The following is a 23,028-nucleotide window of genomic DNA, read 5'->3' as shown; positions in this document are numbered from 1 at the left end:
GCCGGGACGGCAAACGGCGGCCCCGCACCTTTTCCAAGGTGCGGGGCCGCCGTCGTTATGGCTGAGTGCTGGCTGCTACTGCTGGCCGGTTTCCTACTGCTGAACTGCCATGCGGGCCTTCAGGCCGTCCAGCTCGGTGCGCAGGGCCTCGGGCAAGGAGTCGCCAAACTTGGCGTACCACTCCTCAATCGACGCGAGCTCGGCGGCCCACTCCTCGGGGTCGACGCGGACGGCGTCTTCGACGTGGGCGTGGGTCAGGTCCAGGCCGGTGAGGTCCAGCGCGTGGCCGGCAGGCACAAACCCGATGGGGGTCTCAACGGCGTCGGCCTTGCCCTCGATGCGCTCGATCGCCCACTTGAGCACACGGGCGTTGTCACCAAAGCCGGGCCAGGCAAAGTCTCCGTCGGCAGTGCGGCGGAACCAGTTGACCAGGAAGATCTTGGGCAGCCGTGCCGGGTTGGCCTTGGACGAAACGCTGATCCAGTGCTTCAGGTAATCGCCGGCGTCGTAGCCGATGAAGGGCAGCATGGCCATGGGATCGCGGCGGAGCACACCCACCTGGCCGGCGGCCGCGGCCGTGGTCTCGGAGGACAGCGTGGAGCCCATGAAGATGCCGTTGGTCCAGCTGCGGGCCTCGGTCACCAGGGGCACCGTGGTCTTGCGGCGGCCGCCGAAGAGAATCGCGGAGAGCTCCACACCGTCGGGGCTGTAGTACTCCTCGGCCAGCATGTCGATCTGGGCGATCGGCGTGCAGAAGCGGGAGTTCGGGTGGGCCGCGGGCTTGTCCGAATCGGGCGTCCAGGAGTTGCCCTGCCAGTCAGTCAGGTGCGCGGGAACTTCCTCGGTCATGCCCTCCCACCAGACACCGCCGTCGTCCGTGAGGGCGACGTTGGTGAAGATGCTGTGGCCCTTGGCGATGGCACGCATGGCGTTCGGGTTGGTGCCCCAGCCGGTGCCGGGGGCGACGCCGAACAGGCCTGCCTCCGGGTTGGTGGCGCGAAGTTCGCCTTCCTTGCCGATCCGCATCCAGGTGATGTCATCGCCGAGGGTTTCGACTTCCCAGCCCTCGATCGTCGGATCCAGCAGGGCGAGGTTGGTCTTGCCGCAGGCGGAGGGGAAGGCGGCGGAGACGTAGTAGTTCTTCTTCTCCGGCGAGGTCAGCTTGAGGATGAGCATGTGCTCGGCCAGCCAGCCTTCGTCGCGGGCCATCACCGAGGCGATGCGCAGGGCGTAGCACTTCTTGCCGAGCAGGGCGTTGCCGCCGTAGCCGGAGCCGAAGGACCAGATGGAGCGCTCCTCGGGGAAGTGCACGATCCACTTGTCCGGGTTGCAGGGCCAAGCGACGTCGGCCTGGCCGGGGGCCAGCGGTGCGCCCAGGGAGTGCAGGGCGGGGACGAAGAACGCGTTGGTGGCGGTGATCTTGTCCAGGACCTTGGTGCCGATGGTGGCCATAATGCGCATGGAGGCGACAACGTAGGCGCTGTCGGTGATCTCGACACCGAACTTGGGATCCTCGGCGTCCAGGTGGCCCATGACGAAGGGGATGACGTACATAGTGCGGCCGCGCATGGAGCCGGCGAACAGGCCGCGCAGCTTGTCTTTCATCTGCGCCGGCGCCATCCAGTTGTTCGTGAAACCTGCATCGCGCTCGTTCTCGGAGCAGATGAAGGTCTGCTCTTCGACGCGGGCCACGTCGGCGGGGTCCGAGAACGCCGCGAAGGACTTCGGGAACAGGTTCTCGTTCAGCCGGGTCAGGGTGCCTGCGGCGACGAGCTCGTCCGTGAGCCGGGTGTTTTCCTCTTCGGATCCGTCCACCCAGTAGATCCGGTCCGGCTGGGTCAGTTCAGCCACCTCTTCAACCCATGCCAGCAGACCGGCATGTGTGGTGGGTGCCTTCTCAAGCAACGGCAGTCGCGCCAGATCTCCCATTACGGTTCCCTTCCTCGGGTTCAGTGGTGTGTCCTAAATGCTAGGGCTCGCGGCGGGGCCCATTTCGGGCCCGGACGTGGGATGACTGGGGAGCGACAAATCAAAAACCGCGGAAATCCAAGGAAATTGCCCCTCCGCGGTGGTCCATTTTGTGACTAAGGTCACATAGACCGGTCTAGTCGCCCAAATTACACCCGCTTCGATTTGTAACTGGGCCCGGGCTCGCGTAAAGTAATTCGAGGTTCGGGGAGCGAGAAGTTCTCCAAGAGCCGAGAATGCGCCCATAGCTCAGCTGGATAGAGCGTCTGTCTACGGAACAGAAGGTCAGGGGTTCGAATCCCTTTGGGCGCACAGAAGAAGAAGATCCGCCCCGGTTCGCCGGGGCGGATCTTCTGTTTTAAGCACCAGCCGCCGGCGCCGGCAGCCCTCAGCGCCGGCATCCTTATGGCCGGATCAGGCCGTGGCCTTGACGATCACGTTGCGGATTCCATCGAAATGGCTGCTGAGACGCTCGGCGGCAAGGGCTTTGTCCGCCGAGGCGACAGCCTCATAGATCCTTCTGTGCAGCGTGGCCGTCTCCTGGAGGTCGACGGCGAACGGGCCGCCCAGTTCAAGGTGGATCCGGCGGTAGACCTTCCAGAAGACGTCCATCAGGCTGATCAGGAGCTCATTGTTCAGCGGCTCGAACAGCCTGCGGTGGAACTCCGCGTCGGCTTCGATGAAGGGCTCCCCGGCAGCGGCCAACGCCTCCATCCGGTGCACGGATTCCTCCATGCCGGCCAGCTGTTCCGCCGTGATCCGCTCCATGGCGGCGCCCACCAGGCCGGATTCCAGCGCCTGCCGGACCTCCACGAGTTGCATGGCTTCCTCCCCGTGGTGGCGAAGCGACAACCGGGCCCGGAAGGTGAGCCCGTCGGTCAGGGCCTCGAAGTTGCTCGGGGCCACGAACATGCCAAACCCGTGCCGGATCTCAATGACCCCCACGGCCTGGAGCGCCTTCAGTGATTCCCGTAGCGTATTGCGCCCGACGCCGAGTGCGGCAGTAAGTTCGCTCTCTGTGGGCAGCGGGTCCCCCGGCACCAGATCCCGCTCCAGGATCAGCTCCAGGATGTCCGTCTGAAGCGCCCGAAGCCGCGCCTGCGCGCTGAACCTCGCCAGCGGTGTGGTGTTGCCTGTAGTGATATTGCCTGCGGCCATGGCCGTTCCTCCCCCAAGTATGGTCCCAACAGTAGCGATGCTCCCTGTTCCTGCAAAGGGCCGGGTCCGGCACATTACGCGGAGCTTCAACGCCGCCGGCGCCCGGAGCGCCCGCCCGGATCGGGTCATGGCCGCGGCGTAGGCTGGTGCCATGACGCCACAGCTTGAGCGGGAATTCGATGTCATTGTGATTGGTGCAGGCGCCGTGGGGGAAAACGTGGCGGACCGCGTGGTCCGCGGCGGCCTGACGGCGGTGCTGATCGAGGCCGAACTGGTGGGCGGTGAATGTTCGTACTGGGCCTGCATGCCGTCGAAGGCCCTCCTGCGGCCAGGCACAGCACTGCACGGCGCGCAGACCGTCCCCGGAGCCCGGGAAGCTGTCACCCGCACCCTGGATGCGGCCGCCGTCCTGAAGCGCCGGGACTACTTCACCTCCCATTGGCAGGATGACGGCCAGGTCAAATGGGTGGAGGACACCGGGATCGAACTGATCCGCGGGCACGGCTGGATCACCGCCCCGCGGCAGGTGGAGGTCGCAGGGCTGGACGGCAACAGCTACGCGCTCACGGCCAGGCACGCCGTGGTGGTCGCTACCGGATCCACGCCCAACCAGCCACCGGTCGAGGGCCTGCACGACATCGAATACTGGACCACCCGGGAGGCGACCTCCGCCCGCGCGGTCCCTGCGCGGCTCGCGGTGCTCGGCGGCGGGGTGGCCGGCGTCGAACTCGCCCAGGCCTACGCCCGCCTCGGCTCGTCCGTGACACTCGTGGCCCGCGGCGGCCTCCTCGGCGCCTTCCCGGGGCAGGCCGCCGACCTTGTCGCGGCCGGCCTGCGCGCCGACGGCGTCGACCTCCGCCTGCACACCGGTACGCGAAGCGTCAGCGAGAACGACGACGGCTCCCTCACCCTTGTGCTCGACGGCGGACCCGGCGGCCCCAAGGGCAGCCCGGGCACCGGCCCGGCCGGCGCGAGCGTCACGGCAGACAAACTTCTTGTCACCACCGGCCGGCACCCCGCCCTCGAGGGGATCGGCCTGGACAGCGTCGGGCTTTCCGCCCCCGAGGGCGGGACCCTGCGGCTCGCCACCGATTCCACCGGCCTAGTCCACCACGCGGCAGACAACGAAGTGCCCGGCAGGCCGTGGCTCTACGCGGCGGGCGACGCCGCCGGACGGGCCATGCTGACCCACCAGGGCAAGTACGGGGCCCGGGCCACCGGAGACGCCATCGCCGCACGGGCCAGGGGCGAACTCACCGGCGAGCCGGCACTGTGGTCCCGCTTCGCCCAGACGGCCTATGACCATGCCGTGCCGAATGTGGTGTTCACCGACCCGGAACTGGCCAACGTCGGCCGGACCGCGGCGCAGGCGGAGAAGGACGGTTTCCGGGCCACCACCGTGGAGCTCCCCATCCAGGTGGCCGGTTCTTCCCTGCACGCCGAACACTACGAGGGGTGGGCGCAGCTGGTCATCGACGAGGACCGCAAGGTGCTGCTCGGTGCCACGTTCGCCGGCCCGGATGTGGCCGAACTCCTGCACGCCGCCACCATTGCGGTGGTAGGGGAAGTGCCGCTGGACCGGCTGTGGCACGCGGTGCCTTCATATCCGACGATCAGCGAGGTCTGGCTCCGCCTGCTGGAAGAATACGGCCTCTGAACCGGGGCGGACCCCCGCGCGGCGGCCGTCCCCGACGTGCGCACGTCCGGGACGGCCACGGCTCCCGGCGCGTCTCGTTCATCACAATCCCGGCATCTTATTTGAACTGACTGGTCAGTTTAGTTAGCCTTGGAGCAGACACTGTTTCTGCGAAAGGCCCGCTTTGCTCTGCGTACAACAACTCTCCGTGACCGGCCGGCGGGATGATCTCCTGCCGCCGACCTCGCTGGAGGCCGCACGCGGTGAACTCCTGCTCATCCAGGGCCCCCGCCAGGACCAACGCACGGCCCTGGCCCTGGCCCTGAGCGGGCGGATGAGGCCCTCCTCGGGAAGTGTCAGCTGGGATGGCAGCGCCCGGATCAAGACGCTCCGGCAGGCCAGCAGCGTGGTGGACTCCCCCGGCGTCAACGAGCCCGAACAGCATTTGAGCGTCCGCGACCTCGTCACGGAGGATCTGGCCCTGGTCCCGCGCCGCCACCGCGGCGCCCCGCGCAGCACCCCCTGGCTGCAACTCAACAATTTCGAGGACCTTGCCGGGCTCTGGACCGAGCAGCTGCCGCCCGGCCGGCGGATCGAGCTCCTCACGGCCCTCGCCCTCGCCAATCCGGACACCGACCTCCTCGTGGTGGACTCACCTGACCGGCACAGCGGCGACGCCGCCGACTGGCTGCCTCGGCTGGCGATGCTGGCGCACGACGCCGGGCGGCCGCTCGCCGTCGTCGCCACCGTCACCCGCATTCCGGAGGGCTGGACCGGCCCCTACGCCGTGATCGGCAACGCCGTCCGGCAGGCCGACGAACCGCACGCTGATAACGCCGCCACCGGCGAACACCGGGCTGAACCATATGAAACCCTGCTACCCGAAACCGAGGACGCAAAGTGACTGTGCTGCGGCTGGCCCGCTCCGAGCTCAAACGCATGACCGGCGGGCTCCTGCCCAAGCTGACCATCCTGGCCCTGGCACTCGTCCCGCTGCTCTACGGAGCCGTGTACCTCTACGCCAACTGGGATCCGTACGGCAAACTGAACCAGATCGATGCCGCCCTGGTGGTCCAGGACTCCGGCGCCGCTTCGGAGGACGGCACGCGGCTGGAGGCCGGCAAGAAAGTGGCCGAGAGCCTCGTGGACGGCCACGTCTTCAACTGGAAAACGGTCGCCAGCACCGAGGAAGCAGACCGGGGCGTCAGCAACGGCACGTACGCGTTCGCGCTGAAGATCCCGGAAGACTTTTCGGCGAACCTCGTCTCCCCCGGCAGCTTCGACGCCGCCAACCAGGCCATGCTCAATGTCACCACCAACGATGCCAACAACTACCTGCTGAGCACGATCGTGGACAAGCTCACCACCGCCGTGCACACAACGGTGGCCAAGGAGGTGGGCGAGGAGACCGCCAACCAGCTCCTCACCGGGTTCGGCACCATTCATACGCAGATGCTCAAAGCCTCCGATGGCGCGGCCCGGCTGGCGGACGGCGTCGCCCGGCTCCACGACGGCACCGTGACCCTGCACCAGGGCACCGGCGAGCTCAAGACCGGCGCCGCCGAGCTGTACAACGGCGAGGTCGAGCTCCGGGACGGTGCCGCGTCACTCAGCGCCGGTGCCGGCGAGCTCAGCGGCGGGCTCACCCAGCTCAAGGACAAGACGGCGGCCCTGCCCGCCAGTGCACAGCAACTGGCTGACGGCGCCGCCCAGGTGGCGGCCGGCAACGCCGCGCTCAACACCCAGATGCAGGCCATCCCCGGGCAGCTGGCCGCCGCGCAGCAGGCCGCGCAACAAGCCGCCGCGGAGGGCCAGCGGAGCCGGGTGGTGGCGTCCACGTCCCGTCTGGTCGCCTCCGGGGTCCTCACCCAGGAGCAGGCCGACAAGGTAGTGGCCGACGTCGATGCCACCCCCGCGCCGCCGGCCGCGTCTCCCGCGTCCGCGTCCGCCGCCAAACTCCAGGCCGCCGCCGCCCAGGTCCAGAAGCTTTCCGACGGATCCGCCGCCGTCAGCGCCGGCGCCGCGCAACTGGCCCGCACCGCTCCGGCCCTTAGCGACGCCGTCGCCAAGGCATCCGCCGGGGCGGACCAGCTCGCCGGCGGTTCCGCCGCCCTCGCCGCCGGCCAGCAGAACGCCGTCGACGGCGCCGGCAAGCTCGCGCAGGGAACCCAGAAACTCGACGACGGCGCGGCGCAGCTGGAGAGCGGCGCGGCCACGGCCTCCGACGGCGCGGGAACGCTGGCCGGGGAACTCGCCCAGGGCGCCGGCAAGGTCCCCAACCCCGATGACGCCCAAAAGGACAGCCTCTCCAAGGTCATGGCGGACCCCGTCGCCGTCAGCAATGTCTCGCAGGCGAAAGCCGGGTCCTACGGCGCCGGGCTGGCACCGTTCTTCCTGACGCTGTCCTTGTGGATCGGCATCTTCATGCTCGTGCAGGCGATGCGGCCGGTGACCCAGCGCGCGCTGGCCTCGAATGCACCCGCCTGGAAGATTGCCGCGGGCGGCTGGCTTCCGTTCCTGGCGGTGTCCGCCGTCCAGGCAAGCCTGCTGACCCTCGTGGTGGATCTGGGACTCGGACTGGACCCCGCCCATCCGGTGCTGATGTGGTTCCTCATGCTGGCGGCCGCGATGGCGTTCAGCGCCATCATCCAGGGCGTGGTGGCGCTGCTGGGCTCGCCCGGCAAGCTGGTGGTGCTGATCCTGCTGGTACTGCAGCTGGTGTCCTCCGGCGGCACCTTCCCGTGGCAGACCACGCCCGAGCCGCTGCACGTGGTGCACCAGATCCTGCCGATGGGCTACGTGGTCAGCGGCATGCGGCACCTGATCTACGGTGCGGACCTCGCGATCATCCTGCCCACCATGCTGGGGCTGGTTGGCTACACTTTGCTGGGACTGGCACTGTCAACCGCAGCCGTCCGCAAGAACAAATACTGGACCCTCAAGACCCTGAAACCGGAGATCGCCGTATGACCACCAGCCCCAGCGGCGGCAGCACGGCAGGCTCCGCGGACCCGGAGAAAAAGCTCCGCCCCGGCCGCACGAACGCCACGAAACAGAAACTGTTCGAGGCCTCCATGGAACTGATCGGCGAGCGCGGCGCGGCGGGCGTGACCGTCGATGAGATCGCCACGGCCGCAGGGGTGTCCAAGGGCACGGTGTACTACAACTTCGGCAGCAAGTCGGACCTGATTGCCCAGCTGCTGCGCCACGGGGTGGACATCCTCATGGCACGGCTCCTGAGCGTCCGCGACGACTCCGCCGACCCCCTCGCCGCCATGGAGGAGATGATCGGCCAGGCCATGGACTTCATGGCCGAGTACCCGTCCTTCGCCCGGCTGTGGGTCAGCGAAAACTGGCGGACCCCCAGCGAATGGCAGGACACCTTTGCCGAGCTCCGCGGGCGCCTGCTGGCCGTGATCGGCTCGGCCATCGACGGCGTCGCCGCCGCCTATCCCGTGGACCCCGGAGTATCCCGGGGCAGCCTCGAAACGGCAATTTTCGGGGCCTGTTTCGTGGTGGGCCTGGACCGCCAGACGTACAACCCCGAGCGGACCAGGGAACAGAGCGTGGCGGCAATAATGGCCTCCATGCGCGGCTACGTCGTGAAGCAGCCGCCCGCTCAGGCATGATTGTTCACATGCGTCACATGGGTATCAGCGGAAAGATCGCCATCGGTGCGTTCCTCGCCGCCTTGGCGCTCCTGGTTCTGACCGGGATCACCCTCCACGAGACGGTGCTCCTGTGGTTCGTCGGGGCTTCGGCCACCGCCTATGTGGCCTGTGTGGCCGAGGTCGTGGTCCGGCGGCGGCACAAGACCTTGGCCGCGAGCGGTTTGGGCAGCATCCTCTTTATCGCATTCGGGATCGCGTTCCTGCGCCAGTGGGGACTGGCCTTCAATCCCGATCCCGACGCCCTGTCCACGCGGGTCGACTCCGCGCACCCGGACTTGTACTTCTATCTGGCCGCGGCGGCCGGAGCCGTCACGCTGCTGCTGTTGTTCGCGGGCACGGTCCTGCCCGGCAGGAACCGCGGCCGGCGTTCCCCGGGCACTGCTTCGGGACGCCGTCCGGCGGCCGTCTCACGAGCCGGGGCGCGATCCGCGGGGCCGCTGCCATCAGCGGCGCGTCCGACGGCGCGGGGAACCGCCGCGCGCCCGGCGGCACCGCGGGCGGTGGCCCGGCCGGCCGCCAAGTCACCGGCCCAGCCGTCAGCCAAGTCGCCCGCTAGGGTGCCGTCCACCAAGTCGACGGCGGCCAGGTCGCCGGTCCGCTCCCCGGCACCGAAATCATCGGTCAAGCCGCCCGCTGCCAAGTCGCCTACCCGGACCTCCGCCCGCCGCTAAGGTCGGCGGTGAGTCCGGTTGCGGTGCCGGTAGCAGCACCCCGGGCCATCAGAGGTTCCGCGGATTCCCCTCCCGGGGGTTGGTGTCCGGATCCTGGGCGGTGTCGGTGCGGGGCACATCCTCGCGGCTTCGCTGCTCGCCGGGAATGGGATCGGTGTGAACGGGGTCGGTGTGAGCGGGAGCACCGGAAACGGGGCCGCCGGTAGCCGGGTCGGTCCGCGGGTTCCCGCGGACCGCAGCGTCCTCGGCGGTTGCACGGTCACGTTCAGAGGTGACCACGTCCGGGTCCAGTTCATCGGCCTTGCGAAGTTGTTCCTGCGCGCCGGAGCGGACCTTTTCGGCTTCCTCCTGGCGGCCGCGGGCTTCCTCCCGCAGGCGCTCGGCCTGGAGTTCGGCCTCCTTGGCGTCGGCTTCCGCTCGCGCCGCCTTGGCCTCACGTTCCCGCGCCGCGAACTCGTCCGCCTTGGCCTGTTCACGCATCTCGGCGGCGCGGTTCCGGTCCGCGGCCACCTTGCGCTTGCGGCTGATCATGACTGCCACCGCGACGATCGCCAGCACCACGACAATGCCGACTATTATTCCTATGAGCTGCCCTGAATCCACGTTGATCCGCCTTTTCTCTGAGGTTGCACTACCTGCCCCAAAACCACTGGAAAAAACCACATCAGTAAACAGGAACAGTAAACCGCAGAACGGAGCCAGTGGCCATGGGCCCGGGCTCCCGCAAGGGCAGTCCGGACGCTATTTGGCGCGCGGGACCTTGAAATGGGTGAGCCTGGCGTCCTGTCCGTCCAGTTCGGCCCACGACTTCTCCGTTTCCAGCACAGTCAGTCCGCTGGTCGGATAGCGGGTGGCGGCGTCCATATAGGCATCGTGATCGGAATCGCGCGAGGCCAGATGCATGGCGAGATCCTGCACGCCGGGCATGTGTGAGATCACCATGAGCGTGTTCACGGTGTCCGGAACGTGGTTGATGACTGCCAGCATGCGCGAGGCGGGCGCGGCATACAGGCCGTCCTCAAGCTTGGGCGTCGGCGCCTTGTCGCCTAGCGCGTGGCACACCCAGGTGCACGTCTGGCGGGTCCGGAGCGAGCTGGAGCAGAGAATGAAATCAGGCACCAGGTCGTGCTTCAGCAGCCACTTTCCGGCGACGGGGGCATCCTTGTGGCCGCGCTCTTCGAGCGGCCGTTCGTGGTCGGCAACCCCGCCGGGCCAGTCGGACTTGGCGTGCCGCATGATCACCAGCCGTTTGATGTGATGCGCGCTCATGACCCAATCCTAATGCGGCGGCTGGTTCCCGGGCGCGCATCCCAGCAGCGGCGGTTCAGTCCTCAAGGACGAAGGTCACTTCCAGCACGACATGCCAGGCAACGACGGCGCCGTCGCTGATTTCAACCTTTTGTTCCTTGACCCACGCCCCCGTGACGTTGCGCAGGGTCTTGTTGGCCCGGTCGATACCCTCCTTGATGGCAGCATCAAACGAGGTCTTGGAGTTCGCGCTCAGGGTAGTAATCCGTGCAACAGACATGTCTTCCTCCCAATAGTCGGCTCAACGGTCCGAGACTACGCCGGACCCAAGAAACGCAACAGAGTCCAACCGCCACTCACTAACGGCGGCTCGCCGGATTTGGGGCCTCAGCCGCGGAGGCACATGCCCGTCAGTCAGCCCACCCAAAGCGCCCAATGCGCAGCGCGGGCGCTGTAGCGCAGCGGCACATCCCGAAAGCGCCGTTGTTGCGTGAGCTCCGCCGTCGGGGTTCCCTGACCGAGCTTGCGAGGTTAGGGGGACGGCGGGGAGAGGCGAGCGCAGGCGCCGAGGGATCGTGCCGCGAAAGCGAAAGCGCCCGCTCCCTAAGAAGAGGCGGGCGCTTTGCGTGGGCTAGAAGCTAGATCGAGTATTCCGGAGCGGCCCAGACGACGACCTCCGGGTGCTCGTAAAAGCGGTATCCCTGGCCGCGGACGGTGCGCACAGTGTTGGCGAGGCGGCCGAGCTTGGAACGCAGGCGGCGGATGTGGACGTCAATGGTCCGTTCGTTCGGGACTTCCTCGGCGTTGCGCCACAGGCCCTCGAGGAGTTCGTCGCGGCCCACGGTGCGGGTGCCGTTCTCCACGAGGTAGTTCAGGAGCTCGAATTCCTTGAAAGTCAGGTTCAGGGATTCGCCGTCGAGGTGCACCTCACGGCGGGCGAGGTCGATCAGCACTCCGGAGGGGCGCGGATCCTGCGGCTGCTGCAGTCGTGCGGTCTCGGTGCGCTGGCGGGCCCCGGCAGTCGGGTCGCCGAAGGTCGAGCGGACGACGTCGAGGGCGGAACCCGGGGCGCTGGCCGGCGCGACGGCGACGGCAGCGTAGCTCTCGGCGCCGGCAACGAGCGACTGTGCGTAGGCCCGGATCTCCTGGGCCAGCTTCGCAATCGAGGTGCCGGCAGCGGCTGCGGTTTCCTCGTCAATCCCCATGTACAGGACGAAGCCGCGGGCGACGTTGTCGCTCGGGGCCGGACGCACGGCGCCGCCGGTGCCCGGAGCGATCACGGGAGTGGGCGCCGTGGCGGGAGCAGGCGGAACGGCACGGAGCTGGCCGTAGGAGTCAGGGTTGTACCCCTGGGCTGCATATCCGGGAGCCGGGAAGCTGCCGGCGGATCCGGCAGGGGCGAAGGCGGAGCGGCCGCCAAAGCCCTGGCGAATCCCGGAGGCCTGGCCGGCCTTGCTGGCGTTACGGACGGAGATGTGGACGTATCCGGATGCAACTGACATGGAATGCTTACCTCAATGTGAATGGCCGTCATCGCGGCTCGAATGCTACTTTCCCCGCAATGAAAACTGGGGAGGGGCGCCCGACTCTGGGCTGGGGGGCGAATGCCTAGAAACTTTTGGGGTGTAAAAGTTAGGCGTGCATTCGACAACAGCGCATCTCGGTACCAGCGGGTGTGCTGATCCAGGAAGCTGCGTCTGCAGGTGCTGTTGAGTTCTTGTTCACAATTGAAGTGTGCAACGTAACAATGCGAACGTGCAAGTAACAATGGACCCCTGGTTCCACATTGTGAGACGGATCGTCGAATTGTAGCGCAAGTCACAATTCCACCGGCGTAATAAAATAACAAGTGTTTTTCCGACGGAAAGGGTTGGCGGGCGACTTTTTCCGAATTTTATTCGGTCGCGAGCGTCGGATTGCAGAAATAATTCACAGCATCGCAAAGCGGCAAAACCGGGCAGGTGCCCTGCGGGCCGCCTGGCCGTCCACGGAGTGGGCACGCCGCCGGGCTGGCCGGACCCGGCGGCAGTGCGCGCCCTAATATGCGCCTTGGCGGGACTAGTTGGTCTGGCCTGTGGAAGTCGCCGCCACAACCATGACGGAGGATGCCGTGTAGCCGGAGCCGTCCTTGGCCGCCACGATCCGCACCGTCCCGCCGGCGACGATGTCCGCCACGCTCAGCTGGGTGCCCGTGCCGCCGGCCTGCTGGCGCCGCTGTTGCAGATTGCTCACCACGACGTCGCTTCCCAGCGCATAGCTGCGGGTGAACCCGTCGCTGCTCTTGACGGTGACGGCGGACGAACTGACCTCGCTCACGGTGCCCACCTGCTCGGCCATCGTGGTGTATTCACTCCCCTGCAGCACCACATACTCGGCATGAACGGCTGCGGAAAGGCCGCCGCCCATTCCGCCCAGGCCGCCGGCCGCGAAATCGCCTGGACCGCCCTGCCCGGGCATGCCGCCGCCCGCGGATCCGTCCTGCGCAGAACCCGGCGCACCGGGAGCGAAACCCTGGCCGCCGGCGCCTTGTCCGCCAGCCGCGCCGAGCGTCGTTCCGTCGGCTGCCGCAGAACTTGAGGTGAGGGCGTAGACTCCCACGCCCGCCCCGACTGCCAGGACGGCTGCGGCCCCGGCGACGGCGAGCGCGCGCCGAGGGGTCCATGGCTTGGACGCAGTGGATGTTTTAGGGAAGGCTCCCGGCGCGCCCCAGCCTGCTGCGGCAGCAGGGGCCGGCGGCTCCTGCCGGGGCATGCCCCAGGCGGGGGCCGACGCAGGAACCGTCGACGCCGGGGGCAGCGCACCCCAGCCGGAGACAACGGCGGCGGCCGGCTGCCCGGCGTCGTGCGGCCCGGTGGTAGCGCCGGGGGCCGGCTGCCCGGCCGCAGGGGGCGTGTTCACTGGTGCGGGCGCCGTCGCGGCGCCGGGGTCGGATGCTGGGGCTGGCCCGGAACCGGTTCCGGGATGCTGACCGCTCATGGTGTTTCTCCTTCAGGGGGTGCGGATCTGTGTTCACCCCCAGAGTGCTGAGCGATCCTGTGCCTGGGCTGTGCGGGCCGACAGCCGTGCCTGTGACCTTCCGGCGGGACCGAAAGGTCGGCTGGATGTCCCGTCGATCGAGCCAGTCGGGCCCCGCCGAGGCGTCCAGCTCGCTAGGCTGGGATTCACAGGTGCCGCACAGGGTCCCCAAAGCCCCGCCTAACCGGCAGATCGGAGAGTTGTCCCATGGCCACTTCGCACTCCATGACCAACAACCTTCCCCAGCTCACGCACCCGGACGGCTCCCCCATCCGCGCCCTCGTGGTGGATGACGAGCCCAGCCTCTCCGAACTCATGAGCATGGGCCTGCGGATGGCAGGCTGGTCCGTGGCCGTGGCGGCCGACGGGCCCGCTGCGGTCCGGCTTGCCAAGGAATTCCGTCCCGACGTGCTGGTGCTGGACGTGATGCTTCCCGGGTTCGACGGCGTCGAGCTGCTCAGCAGGATCCGCGCGTTCGCGCCGGAGGTGCCGGCGCTGTTCCTGACGGCCAAGGACGCCGTCCAGGACCGCATTACCGGTCTGGCGGCGGGCGGCGACGACTACGTCACGAAGCCGTTCAGCATGGAAGAGGTCCTGCTGCGCCTGCACCGGCTGGTCCAGCGCTCCGGGGTGGCCGCCATGGACACCGCCGAACTCGTGGTGGGCGACCTTGTGCTCAATGTCGATACTCGTGAAGTCACCCGGGCCGGCGAGGAGCTGCACCTGACCGCCACGCAGTTCGAACTGCTGCGCTACCTCATGGAGAACCCCAAGCGGGTCATCAGCAAGGCCCAGATTCTGGACCGGGTCTGGGACTATGACTTCGGCGGCCAGGCGAACATCGTGGAACTGTACATTTCCTACCTCCGCAAGAAGGTCGACGCCAACCACGCGCCCATGATCCACACCGTGCGAGGCGCAGGCTACGTCCTCAAGCCGGCGGACTGATCCGTGCCCTCACTTTCCGGTGTGACCCGCGTCCCCGGGCGCGATTGGCGCAACCCCTCCACGTGGCACTTGCGCACCCGACTGGTCCTCGTGGCCATGGCGTTGCTCGTGGCCATCTGCGGCGCTGTGGGACTGTTCAGCTATGCCTCCATGGACTTGTTCCTGACCCGGCAGCTCGATGACCAGCTCAGCCAGGCCTCCCACCGCTCGAGCGAGTTCGGCCGGCCCGTGTCCGGCAACCCGGACGGGCGTCCGGACCCTCTTGAGGCCCGGGGGCAGGGCATCGGCACGCTCAACGCACGCATACAGGGCGGAGAGGTCAGCAACCCCGGCTTCCTGGCCGGGGACGCCACCCGCAAGAGCCTTTCCCCGGACGACAACGCCGTCCTCCTGGCGCTCACCCCGAACGGGCTGCCGGTGGACCGGACCCTCTCGGCCGGGGACTACCGGCTCACTGCCGTGCGTGCACCCTACGGCGACGTGATCGTTACCGGGCTCCCGCTGGCAGAAAAACAAAACACCCTGGCCTCGCTGGTCTGGACCATGGTGGTGGTCTCCGCGGGCGGGCTCGTGCTGATCGGCCTCGCCGGGACGGCTGTGATCCGGCGGACCATGAAGCCGCTGGAACAGCTCTCCGAGGTTGCCACCAAGGTTTCCCGCCTCCCGCTGGACGCGGGCGAGGTGGCGCTCGGGGTGCGCGTCCCGGCGTCGGTGGCCCATCCGGGAACCGAGGTGGGCAGCGTGGGTTACGCGCTGAACCAGATGCTGGACAACGTCTCCAACGCCCTCGAGGCACGGCAGGAAAGCGAAATGAAGGTGCGGCAGTTCGTTGCCGACGCCTCGCACGAGCTCCGCACTCCGCTCACGGCCATCCGCGGCTACACCGAGCTGATGCGGATGACCGAGCACTTCACGCCCGACGGCGAGAAATCCCTCGCCCGCGTGCAGAGCCAGTCCGAGCGCATGACCACCCTCGTGGAAGACCTGCTACTGCTGGCACGGCTGGACGAGGGGCAGCCGCTCAAGGTCACCGACGTCGACCTCACCCAGCTGGCCATCGAGACGGTGAGCGATGAAAAGGTCATGGCCCCGGACCGCATCTGGCAGCTGGAACTCCCGGACGAGCCCGTGGTGGTGCGGGGGGATGCGACCCAGCTGCACCAGGTCCTCGCCAACCTCCTGTCCAACGCACGCAAGCACACGGAACCCGGGACGAAGGTGGTCACGGGGGTCATGCGTTCGGCTGACGGCAGCGCGGTGGTCACAGTGACGGACAACGGCAGCGGCATCGACCCCGAATTCGTCGGACGCGTCTTCGCCCGCTTCGCCCGGGCCGACGCCTCGCGCACCAATCGGGCGGGCACCGCCGCCCAGCCTGCGGTCGCAGCGGCGGGAGCCCGCACTGCGTCCGGCACCCTTTCCGGCACGGTTTCCGGCGGTTTGTCCGCAGCCTCCAGAGCTGCGGGCATGGCGGCTCCCGCGCCGACCTCCGAGGGGACGAGCGGGTTGGGCCTGTCCATTGTCCAGTCGATCGTGGAGGCCCACGGAGGGACCGTCGAGGTCACGTCCAGGCCCGGCCGGACGGAGTTCGCCGTTCGGCTGCCCGCGGCACCCCCATCCGCGCCCGCGTAAGCCCACGAATGCGGCCCAAGGGTCTACACAAGCCGACACCCCGCCGCTGTGACTCCTGTTACCAAAATGTGACTTAAGCGTCGCCGTCCTGTAGCGTCGTAGGAGTGCGCTGCCATCGGCGCCGCACATCCGGATGGACGCCAAACTCTGCCGCTTCCCGGATTCCGCTAGACGAGGCAGAGGCGGGGGACCCAGAGTTCCCGGGCATTCTGCACATATGCGCCCTTGGGGTGAAGCCGACACGTGACTTTTCCGTGCGGCCGGATGACCTCATCCGAACCCGACAGCTAACTCCGCAGGCGTTGAGAGGCGATCATGACTGAACTCCAGGTACAAACGCGCCCTGACGGCGTTGCACACTCCACGAAGTCGCGTCACCGCGCCGAACCAGCCAAGCAGGCATCCGCCCTGTCGCGGCTGGCCACCGGGCTCGGCATCACCGGCCACCGCGCCGCCGTCGTCACCGTCGCCTGCGCAATGCTGGTGGGCGGCGCCGCCGCCAGCCAGGCAGCAGAACCGGGAACGCACGGGGCGAATGTTGCGAACACCTCGACGGCCACCAGTGCCGACCCGCTGGCCAAGCTCAACTTCGAACGCGTCCAGATCGCTGCTCCCACCGCTCCGGCGGGAAAAAACGTGGCCCCCACGCTCCCGGAAGTTAAGGCCGCCGAACCGCCGGCCGCCCCGGCTGCTGCTGCCCCCGCGCCCGCACCGGCACCCGCCGCGGCCCCCGCACCCGCTCCTGCAGCGGCACCCGCGGCAGCACCTGCGCCGGCTCCCGCTCCCGTGGCAGCACCGGCTCCGGCGGCGGCTCCGGTCGCAGTCGACGATCCCGCCGGCGCGCAGGCCTACGCCGCCGCCCAGCTGGGCAGCTACGGCTGGGCTCCGGGCCAGATGCAGTGCCTGCAGAAGCTCTGGACCAAGGAATCGGACTGGAAGACGACCGCCAAGAACCCCAGCAGCGGCGCCTACGGCGTGGTCCAGTCCCTGCCAGCCTCGAAGATGGCGAGCGCCGGCGCCGATTACCTGACGAACTACCGGACCCAGATCAACTGGGGCCTGAACTACGTCAAGACGCGCTACGGCTCACCCTGCGGCGCCCTGAACTTCCACTTGGCGCACAACTGGTACTAAGCCGGCACCAGCCGGCCCCGCCTGCCCAGCCCCTCCTTGGAGGCCCCGGATCCTCGTGATCCGGGGCCTCTTAGGCGTGTGCCATACCGGGAGCGGGCCGAACTTCCACAGCCCCCGCACAGCTTGACCCTAAAGCCCTCATATGGGCCGCCGGGAAAGTTGAGCCATGACATTCACAGACCAGGGCACAGGAACCCTTCCCCGCTCCGCGGCGCCGCCGGCCGGTCCGGCGGCGTCCGCCGCCACGTCAGAACGTGCACCGTCCGGGTCTGCACTGTCCGGGCCTGCACCGTCCGGGCCTGCCTCATCGGGGCATGTGCTGGCCGATACTCCCGTCCCTGGCCCGTTTGACGGGCCTCTGACCAGCCACGGCAGCCGGCGCTCACCCATAGACACGCGTACCAGCACACCGGTGCTGGATGTCGCCATCCCGGTCTTCAACGAGGAACGGGACCTCGAAGCTTGCCTGCGCCGGCTCCATACTTACCTTCTCGGCTCCTTCCCGCACCCGTTCCGGATCACCGTGGCGGACAACGCCAGCACCGACGGGACGCTCAAGACGGCCGAACGCGTAGCCCGCGAGCTGCGCGAGGTGAACGTGGTCCACATGGCCGAAAAAGGCCGCGGCCATGCCCTTCGCAAGGTATGGCTTGCCTCGCCGTCGCCGGTCCTGGCATACATGGACGTGGACCTCTCCACCGATCTGGCAGCGCTCGGTCCCCTCCTCGCCCCGCTCATTTCGGGGCACTCCGACCTGGCGATCGGGACCCGGCTGACCCGCAACTCGCGCGTCGTCCGCGGCCCCAAACGGGAATTCATCTCGCGCAGCTACAACTTCCTGCTGCAGTCACTCCTCGGCGCCCACTTTAGCGACGCGCAGTGCGGCTTCAAGGCAATCCGGGCGGACGTGGCACGGCAGCTGCTGCCCCACACGCTGGACAACGCTTGGTTCTTCGACACCGAACTGCTGGTCCTGGCCGAAAAGTGCGGCCTGCGCGTCCACGAAGTCCCGGTGGACTGGACCGACGACCCCGATTCCAGCGTGGACATCATCCAGACTGCCCTCGCGGACCTGCGCGGCATGGCACGGCTGAGCCGTGACCTGGTCTCCGGCCGGATTCCGGTTCCCGAACTGCGTGCCGCCCTGGCCCGCGGGCCGCTGCCGGCCTCATCACGGTCCCAGGAACAAAGCCCCGGCGGAAGCCTCTTCGGACAGCTCGTCCGCTTCGGCAGCATCGGGGTGGCCTCCACCCTCGCGTACCTGGTGATCTTCCTGCTCTGCCGCGGGATCATGGACCCGCAGCTGGCCAACTTCCTCGCGTTGCTCACCACCGCCGTGGCCAACACAGCGGCCAACCGGCGCTTCACATTCGGCATCCAAGGACGCAGCCAGGCGGCACGCCACCACTTCGAGGGACTGCTGGTCTTCGGGATCGGGCTCGCCCTGACCTCGGGCGCCCTCGCCCTGGTTCACGGCGCGTCAGGCGGGTCCCCGGACCGCTGGCTCGAACTCGTCACGGTCACCGCCGCCAACCTGGCGGCCACGGCCGTCAAATTCCTGCTCTTCCGGTTGGTGGTCTTCCGCAACAGACCCATCCCCGACCTTCCGGCGCAGGGCGCCCCCGATGCTGTTCCCGCGCAAAGCGGCACCGATGCTTCCCTCCCCCGCACAGAAACGGCCAAATAAATGACGGCAACCATCAGCCCCACCGGCGGAGCCCGGGCCGGTTCGCCCGCCGGCAGCCCGCCGGTCCAGGAAACGCCCGCCCCGGCGCCCGAGCCAGCCGGGACGGCGCCGCACCCGCCCGTATCAGGCCCGCCCGTACCCCGGAGCCGCCGGGAACGCCTGCTGTTCGGACCGCAGGCGCGTTGGGTCCGGCCCTCCGCAGCCCTGCTGCTGGTGCTCACTGCGGTGTTGTACCTGTGGAACCTGGAAGCCACCGGCTACGCCAATTCCTTCTACGCCGCGGCAATCCAGGCCGGGACCAAGGACTGGACCGCGCTGCTGTTCGGCTCGCTCGACGCCGGCAACGCCATCACGGTGGACAAGCCGCCGGCCGCCCTCTGGATCCCGGCCCTCGCGGGACGGATCTTCGGATTCTCGGCACTGAGCATGCTCATCCCCCAGGCACTCATGGGCGTGGCCGCCGCCGGTCTCCTCTACCTGACTGTCAAGCGCGTGTCCGGACCGGCGGCGGGCCTCCTCGCCGGCGGCGCCCTGGCACTGACCCCCGTGGCCGCCCTCATGTTCCGGTTCAACAACCCGGATGCCATGCTCACCCTGTGCCTGGTCCTGGCCGCCTACCTCACTACCCGCGCCATCGAGAAGGCCGGCTGGAAATGGCTCGCGGCTGCCGGCGCCGTGATCGGCCTGGCCTTCCTGACCAAAATGCTGCAGGGCTTCCTGATCGTGCCCGGGCTGGCCCTGGCCTACCTGTGGGCGGCGCCCGCCACCCTCGGCCGCCGGCTCCTGCACCTGCTGGCCGCCGCCGCCGGGATCGTGGTGGTGGCCGGAAGCTACCTGGTGCTCTTCCAACTGACCCCGGCCACGGTCCGCCCCTACATGGCAGGCTCGGAAACCAACAGCTTCCTGGAACTCACGTTCGGCTACAACGGCCTGGGCCGGATCACGGGGTCCGGCGGGGGCATGCCCGGAGGCGGCAACGCCGGGGGCCCTGGCGGCAACGGCAACGTAGGCTTCGGCGGCGCGGCCGGGATCACCCGGATGTTCGGGACCAGTTTCGGCGGCGAGGTGTCCTGGCTGCTTCCGGCGGCACTGATCCTGCTGGCCGCCGGGCTGTGGTTCACCCGGCGGGAGGCCCGGACCTCAACAACCCGTGCGGCGCTCCTGCTGTGGGGCGGCTGGCTGGTGATCACGGCCGGCATCTTCAGCTTCATGAGCGGCACCGTGCATCCGTACTACGCCGTGGCATTAGCCCCCGCCGTCGCAGCCCTGGTGGGCATCGGCTCCGTGGAACTGTGGCGGGGAAGGGCCTACTGGCCCGCGCGGGTGGTCCTGGCCGTGACAGTCCTGGCCACCTCGGTCTGGTCCGCCGTGCTCCTCGGCCGCGACCCGGCCTGGCTCCCCGGGCTTCGCGTGATCGTCGTGGTCCTGGGCGCCCTCGCCGCCGCGGCGCTGCTCCTGCGGGTGGACAGCATGTCGGCGCTTCCGGTGCGGTTCCGCAAGGCCGCCACCTCCGGCGTCGTGATCCTCTCACTGCTCGCCGGAGGGCTGGGGACCACTGCCTGGACCCTGGCGACGGCGGTCCAGCCGCACTCCGGTTCGATCCCCACATCCGGGCCCACCGCATCCGCGATGGGCGGCGGTTTCGGGGCGGCAGGCAGGACGGCCGGCGGCGGCGGGACCGCCACCACCAGCGGCCTGGCCGGCGGACCCGGCGGAGCAGGCGGCGAAACGGCATCGGCCGAGCTGACCGCGCTGCTGAAGTCCTCCGACGCCAAGTGGTCCGCGATTGTCTCCGGTGCCACCCAGGCCGCCAGCCTGGAACTCGCCACCGGTACCAGCGTGATCGCGCTCGGCGGCTGGAACGGCGGCGACCCCTACCCCACCCTCGCGCAGTTCCAGGCGATGGTGGACCGCGGCGAGATCGGCTACTTCATTTCCGGCGGCGGCATGGGCGGGATGGGCGGAGGCCGCGGCGGCAACTCCGAGGTCGCCACGTGGGTGGCCGCCAACTTCCAGGCCCAGACCGTGGGCAACACCACCGTCTACAAGCTGGGGGCATAGGCGGCCATGACTGACACCCTGAGCCCCAGCCCAACGACCGGCCCAACGACCGGCCCTACGCCGGATCCGGCGCCCGACCGCGCGCCGGCCTGCGCGCCGGGCCCGTCCGGGGGCGCGACGCTCGGTGTCCCCGGAGCCCGGCCACTGCTGCGGCGGCTGGAACTGGCGGCCCTGCTGCTGGCTACCGCCGGACTGTACCTGTGGAACCTCGGCGCCTCCGGCTGGGCGAACGCCTTCTACTCCGCAGCCGCCCAGGCCGGGTCGCAGGACTGGACGGCTTGGTTCTTTGGCTCCTCGGACGCCGCCAACGCCATTACCGTGGACAAGCCGCCGGCGTCGCTGTGGCTGATGGGGCTGTCCGTGCGGATCTTCGGGCTGAGCCCCTGGAGCGTCCTCGTGCCGCAGGCGCTCATGGGAATCGGCACGATCTGGCTCGTCTATCTGGCCGTGCGCCGGGCCGCGGCCCCCGCCACGGCGGATCCGCGGCTGGCCCACCGTGCCGGGCTCCTGGCCGGCGCGGTCATGGCGCTGACCCCGGTGGCCGTGCTGATGTTCCGGTTCAACAACCCCGACGCCCTCCTGGTGCTCCTGATGACCGGGGCCGCCTATGCCGTCCTGCGCTCTATCCAGGACGGCCGCCTGCGCTGGTTCCTGCTCGCCGGGGTGCTCCTGGGGTTCGGTTTCCTCACCAAGCAGCTGCAGGTCCTGCTGGTTGTCCCCGGCTTCGCCCTGGCGTACCTGCTCGCGGCGCGGGCCGGGGTAGTCAAGCGCATCCTTCACCTGCTTGCCGCGGGCGCGGCGATGGCTGTCGCTGCCGGGTGGTGGCTCGCCGCCGTCGAACTCATCCCCGCCGCGAACCGCCCCTACATCGGCGGATCGCAGAACAACTCCATCCTGGAACTGACCCTCGGCTATAACGGCCTGGGCCGGCTGACCGGCGAGGAAACCGGCAGTGTGGGCGGGGGCGGCAACTGGGGCACGCCGGGACTGTTCAGGCTCTTCAACAGCGAGTTCGGCGGCCAGATCGCCTGGCTGCTGCCCGCGGTGCTGCTGCTCGCAGCGGGCCTGCTCTGGCTGGGGCGCCGGGCCCCTCGCACCGACGCCGTGCGGGCCTCCGTGATCATCTGGGGTTCCTGGGTGGGTGTCACCGGCCTGACATTCAGCCTCATGGCCGGGATCATCCATCCGTACTACATGGTGGCGCTGGCTCCCGGGATCGCGGGCCTCGCCGGACTGGGCGGAGTCCTGCTCTGGCAGCGGCGGGACCAGCCGGTGGCGGCCGCGGTCCTCGCCGTCGCCGTCGTGGCGGCCGGGGCCATGGCCGCCGAACTCCTCGGCCGCCAGGCGACGTACCTTCCCTGGCTGCGCTGGGTGGCGCTCCTGGGCTCCCTCGCCGCCGGCGGGATGGTGCTGGCCGCCGCGGCGCCGGGAATCAAGCGGCCGGGAATCACGGCCCCGGGAGCCAGTGCACCCCGATTCAGTGCACCGGGAGTCAGTGCGCCGGGAATCCAAGCATCGGGGAGCAGGCGTGCGGGCATGAAGCCGTCCGGGATCATGGCGCGGACGACGGCGGCGCTCGCCGTCGCCGCTGCCCTCGCCGGACCGCTGGCGTACTCGTTGTCCACCGCGTTCACGGCCCACGCCGGTTCGATCGTCAGTGCGGGTCCGGCTGTGTCCGGCCGGGGCGGGGGCGGGATGCCGCCAGCCTTCGGCGGCGCAACCAGTGCTGCCGGCGCAACGGCGGCGAACGGCAACGGCACAACTACGGGCGCGGGCGCCGGCCGCGGCCAGGGCGCCGGCGGAATGGGCGGAATGGGCGGCCTGCTGGGGGCCAGCACGCCGCCGGCGGCGCTCGTGACCGCGCTGCAGACGGACGCCGGGACCTTCACCTGGGCTGCCGCCGTCGTCGGGTCCAACAACGCCGCCGGCTACCAACTGGCCACGCAGTTGCCGGTGATGGCCGTGGGCGGGTTCAACGGCACGGACCCGGCGCCGACGCTCGCACAGTTCCAGCAGTACGTGGCGGACGGCAAGATCCATTACTTCATCGCCGGGCGCATGATGCAGGGCGAAACGGGGTCCGATGATGCCGCCCGGATTGCCGAGTGGGTGCAGGCGAACTTCACCGCCCAGACCGTGGACGGGACCACCGTGTACCTGCTTGCCGGGTAGGCGGGCGGCCCCGGACCGGGGCGGGAC

General features: G+C 69.0%; 18 protein-coding genes, 1 tRNA gene and 1 riboswitch. Of the genes, 12 read left to right on the top strand and 7 right to left on the bottom strand.

Annotation, left to right across the window (positions count from 1 at the left end; genetic code table 11):
• Nucleotides 1-93: 93 nt before the first annotated feature.
• Nucleotides 94-1,929, bottom strand: coding sequence for a phosphoenolpyruvate carboxykinase (GTP) (locus tag LDO15_RS03470; protein ID WP_223984050.1), 1,836 nt, complete (start codon nt 1,927-1,929; stop codon nt 94-96).
• 277 nt (nt 1,930-2,206) lie between these two features.
• Between LDO15_RS03470 and LDO15_RS03465 the strand changes: the two genes are divergently transcribed.
• Nucleotides 2,207-2,280: transfer RNA gene (locus tag LDO15_RS03465), tRNA-Arg, on the top strand.
• A gap of 102 nt (nt 2,281-2,382) precedes the next feature.
• On the opposite strand, the gene LDO15_RS03460 is transcribed toward LDO15_RS03465, so the two are convergent.
• Entirely contained in the window at nt 2,383-3,126 is a 744-nt protein-coding gene (locus tag LDO15_RS03460; RefSeq protein WP_223984046.1) for a FadR/GntR family transcriptional regulator, read from the bottom strand.
• A gap of 151 nt (nt 3,127-3,277) precedes the next feature.
• On the opposite strand from LDO15_RS03460, the gene LDO15_RS03455 reads away from it, so the two are divergent.
• The 5 genes from LDO15_RS03455 to LDO15_RS03435 all read left to right on the top strand — a co-directional run bounded on the left by LDO15_RS03455 (nt 3,278) and on the right by LDO15_RS03435 (nt 9,104).
• Nucleotides 3,278-4,783 carry an NAD(P)/FAD-dependent oxidoreductase gene (locus tag LDO15_RS03455; RefSeq protein ID WP_223984044.1) on the top strand — a complete coding sequence of 502 codons (1,506 nt, stop codon included), beginning with the start codon at nt 3,278-3,280 and terminating at the stop codon, nt 4,781-4,783.
• Nucleotides 4,784-4,946: 163 nt separating this feature from the next.
• Nucleotides 4,947-5,666 carry an ABC transporter ATP-binding protein gene (locus LDO15_RS03450; protein WP_223984041.1) on the top strand — a complete coding sequence of 240 codons (720 nt, stop codon included), beginning with the start codon at nt 4,947-4,949 and terminating at the stop codon, nt 5,664-5,666.
• Nucleotides 5,663-7,732: a YhgE/Pip family protein gene (locus LDO15_RS03445; protein WP_223984038.1), complete on the top strand. Its 2,070-nt coding sequence runs from the start codon at nt 5,663-5,665 to the stop codon at nt 7,730-7,732. Before LDO15_RS03450 ends, LDO15_RS03445 begins: the two co-directional genes overlap by 4 nt.
• Nucleotides 7,729-8,391 (top strand): TetR/AcrR family transcriptional regulator, encoded by a 663-nt coding sequence (locus LDO15_RS03440; protein ID WP_223984037.1) that lies wholly within the window; start codon nt 7,729-7,731, stop codon nt 8,389-8,391. The genes LDO15_RS03445 and LDO15_RS03440 overlap by 4 nt, the downstream gene beginning before the upstream one ends.
• A gap of 8 nt (nt 8,392-8,399) precedes the next feature.
• A complete protein-coding gene (locus tag LDO15_RS03435; protein WP_223984036.1) occupies nt 8,400-9,104 on the top strand; it encodes a hypothetical protein in 705 nt (234 codons plus the stop codon).
• Nucleotides 9,105-9,152: 48 nt separating this feature from the next.
• On the opposite strand, the gene LDO15_RS03430 is transcribed toward LDO15_RS03435, so the two are convergent.
• The 5 genes from LDO15_RS03430 to LDO15_RS03410 all read right to left on the bottom strand — a co-directional run bounded on the left by LDO15_RS03430 (nt 9,153) and on the right by LDO15_RS03410 (nt 13,328).
• Complete coding sequence (locus LDO15_RS03430) at nt 9,153-9,707, bottom strand: hypothetical protein (RefSeq protein WP_223984035.1); 555 nt, start codon at nt 9,705-9,707, stop codon at nt 9,153-9,155.
• A 138-nt stretch (nt 9,708-9,845) separates the two neighbouring features.
• The gene (locus tag LDO15_RS03425) at nt 9,846-10,373 is read right to left on the bottom strand and encodes a histidine phosphatase family protein (RefSeq protein ID WP_223984034.1); all 528 of its coding nucleotides are present in this window, start codon (nt 10,371-10,373) and stop codon (nt 9,846-9,848) included.
• A gap of 55 nt (nt 10,374-10,428) precedes the next feature.
• Nucleotides 10,429-10,632, bottom strand: a complete 204-nt coding sequence (locus tag LDO15_RS03420) for a dodecin family protein (RefSeq protein ID WP_018774263.1) — start codon at nt 10,630-10,632, stop codon at nt 10,429-10,431.
• A gap of 358 nt (nt 10,633-10,990) precedes the next feature.
• Nucleotides 10,991-11,854: a winged helix-turn-helix domain-containing protein gene (locus LDO15_RS03415; protein WP_223984033.1), complete on the bottom strand. Its 864-nt coding sequence runs from the start codon at nt 11,852-11,854 to the stop codon at nt 10,991-10,993.
• A gap of 556 nt (nt 11,855-12,410) precedes the next feature.
• A complete protein-coding gene (locus LDO15_RS03410) occupies nt 12,411-13,328 on the bottom strand; it encodes a hypothetical protein (protein ID WP_223984031.1) in 918 nt (305 codons plus the stop codon).
• 246 nt (nt 13,329-13,574) lie between these two features.
• Between LDO15_RS03410 and LDO15_RS03405 the strand changes: the two genes are divergently transcribed.
• The 6 genes from LDO15_RS03405 (at nt 13,575) to LDO15_RS03380 (ending at nt 23,001) form a co-directional block, all read left to right on the top strand.
• Nucleotides 13,575-14,315, top strand: coding sequence for a response regulator transcription factor (locus LDO15_RS03405; protein WP_223984028.1), 741 nt, complete (start codon nt 13,575-13,577; stop codon nt 14,313-14,315).
• A 3-nt stretch (nt 14,316-14,318) separates the two neighbouring features.
• The gene (locus tag LDO15_RS03400) at nt 14,319-15,947 is read left to right on the top strand and encodes a HAMP domain-containing sensor histidine kinase (RefSeq protein WP_223984025.1); all 1,629 of its coding nucleotides are present in this window, start codon (nt 14,319-14,321) and stop codon (nt 15,945-15,947) included.
• Between the two features lie 128 nt (nt 15,948-16,075).
• A riboswitch (cyclic di-AMP (ydaO/yuaA leader) is annotated at nt 16,076-16,263 on the top strand.
• On the top strand, nt 16,263-17,081 hold the full coding sequence (locus LDO15_RS03395) for a hypothetical protein (RefSeq protein ID WP_223984021.1): 819 nt from the start codon (nt 16,263-16,265) through the stop codon (nt 17,079-17,081). Its footprint overlaps the riboswitch before it by 1 nt.
• Before the next feature lie 166 nt (nt 17,082-17,247).
• On the top strand, nt 17,248-18,768 hold the full coding sequence (locus LDO15_RS03390) for a bifunctional glycosyltransferase family 2/GtrA family protein (protein ID WP_223984018.1): 1,521 nt from the start codon (nt 17,248-17,250) through the stop codon (nt 18,766-18,768).
• Nucleotides 18,769-20,829, top strand: coding sequence for a glycosyltransferase family 39 protein (locus LDO15_RS03385; protein ID WP_223984015.1), 2,061 nt, complete (start codon nt 18,769-18,771; stop codon nt 20,827-20,829). It abuts the gene before it with no gap.
• A 6-nt stretch (nt 20,830-20,835) separates the two neighbouring features.
• Nucleotides 20,836-23,001: a glycosyltransferase family 39 protein gene (locus tag LDO15_RS03380; protein WP_223984011.1), complete on the top strand. Its 2,166-nt coding sequence runs from the start codon at nt 20,836-20,838 to the stop codon at nt 22,999-23,001.
• Nucleotides 23,002-23,028 lie beyond the last annotated feature (27 nt).

Origin of the sequence: Arthrobacter sp. NicSoilB8, from assembly GCF_019977355.1 — a bacterium.
GTDB lineage: Bacteria > Actinomycetota > Actinomycetes > Actinomycetales > Micrococcaceae > Arthrobacter.
Note: the sequence above shows the minus strand (reverse complement) of the source record. Positions and strands in the feature narration are given on the sequence as shown.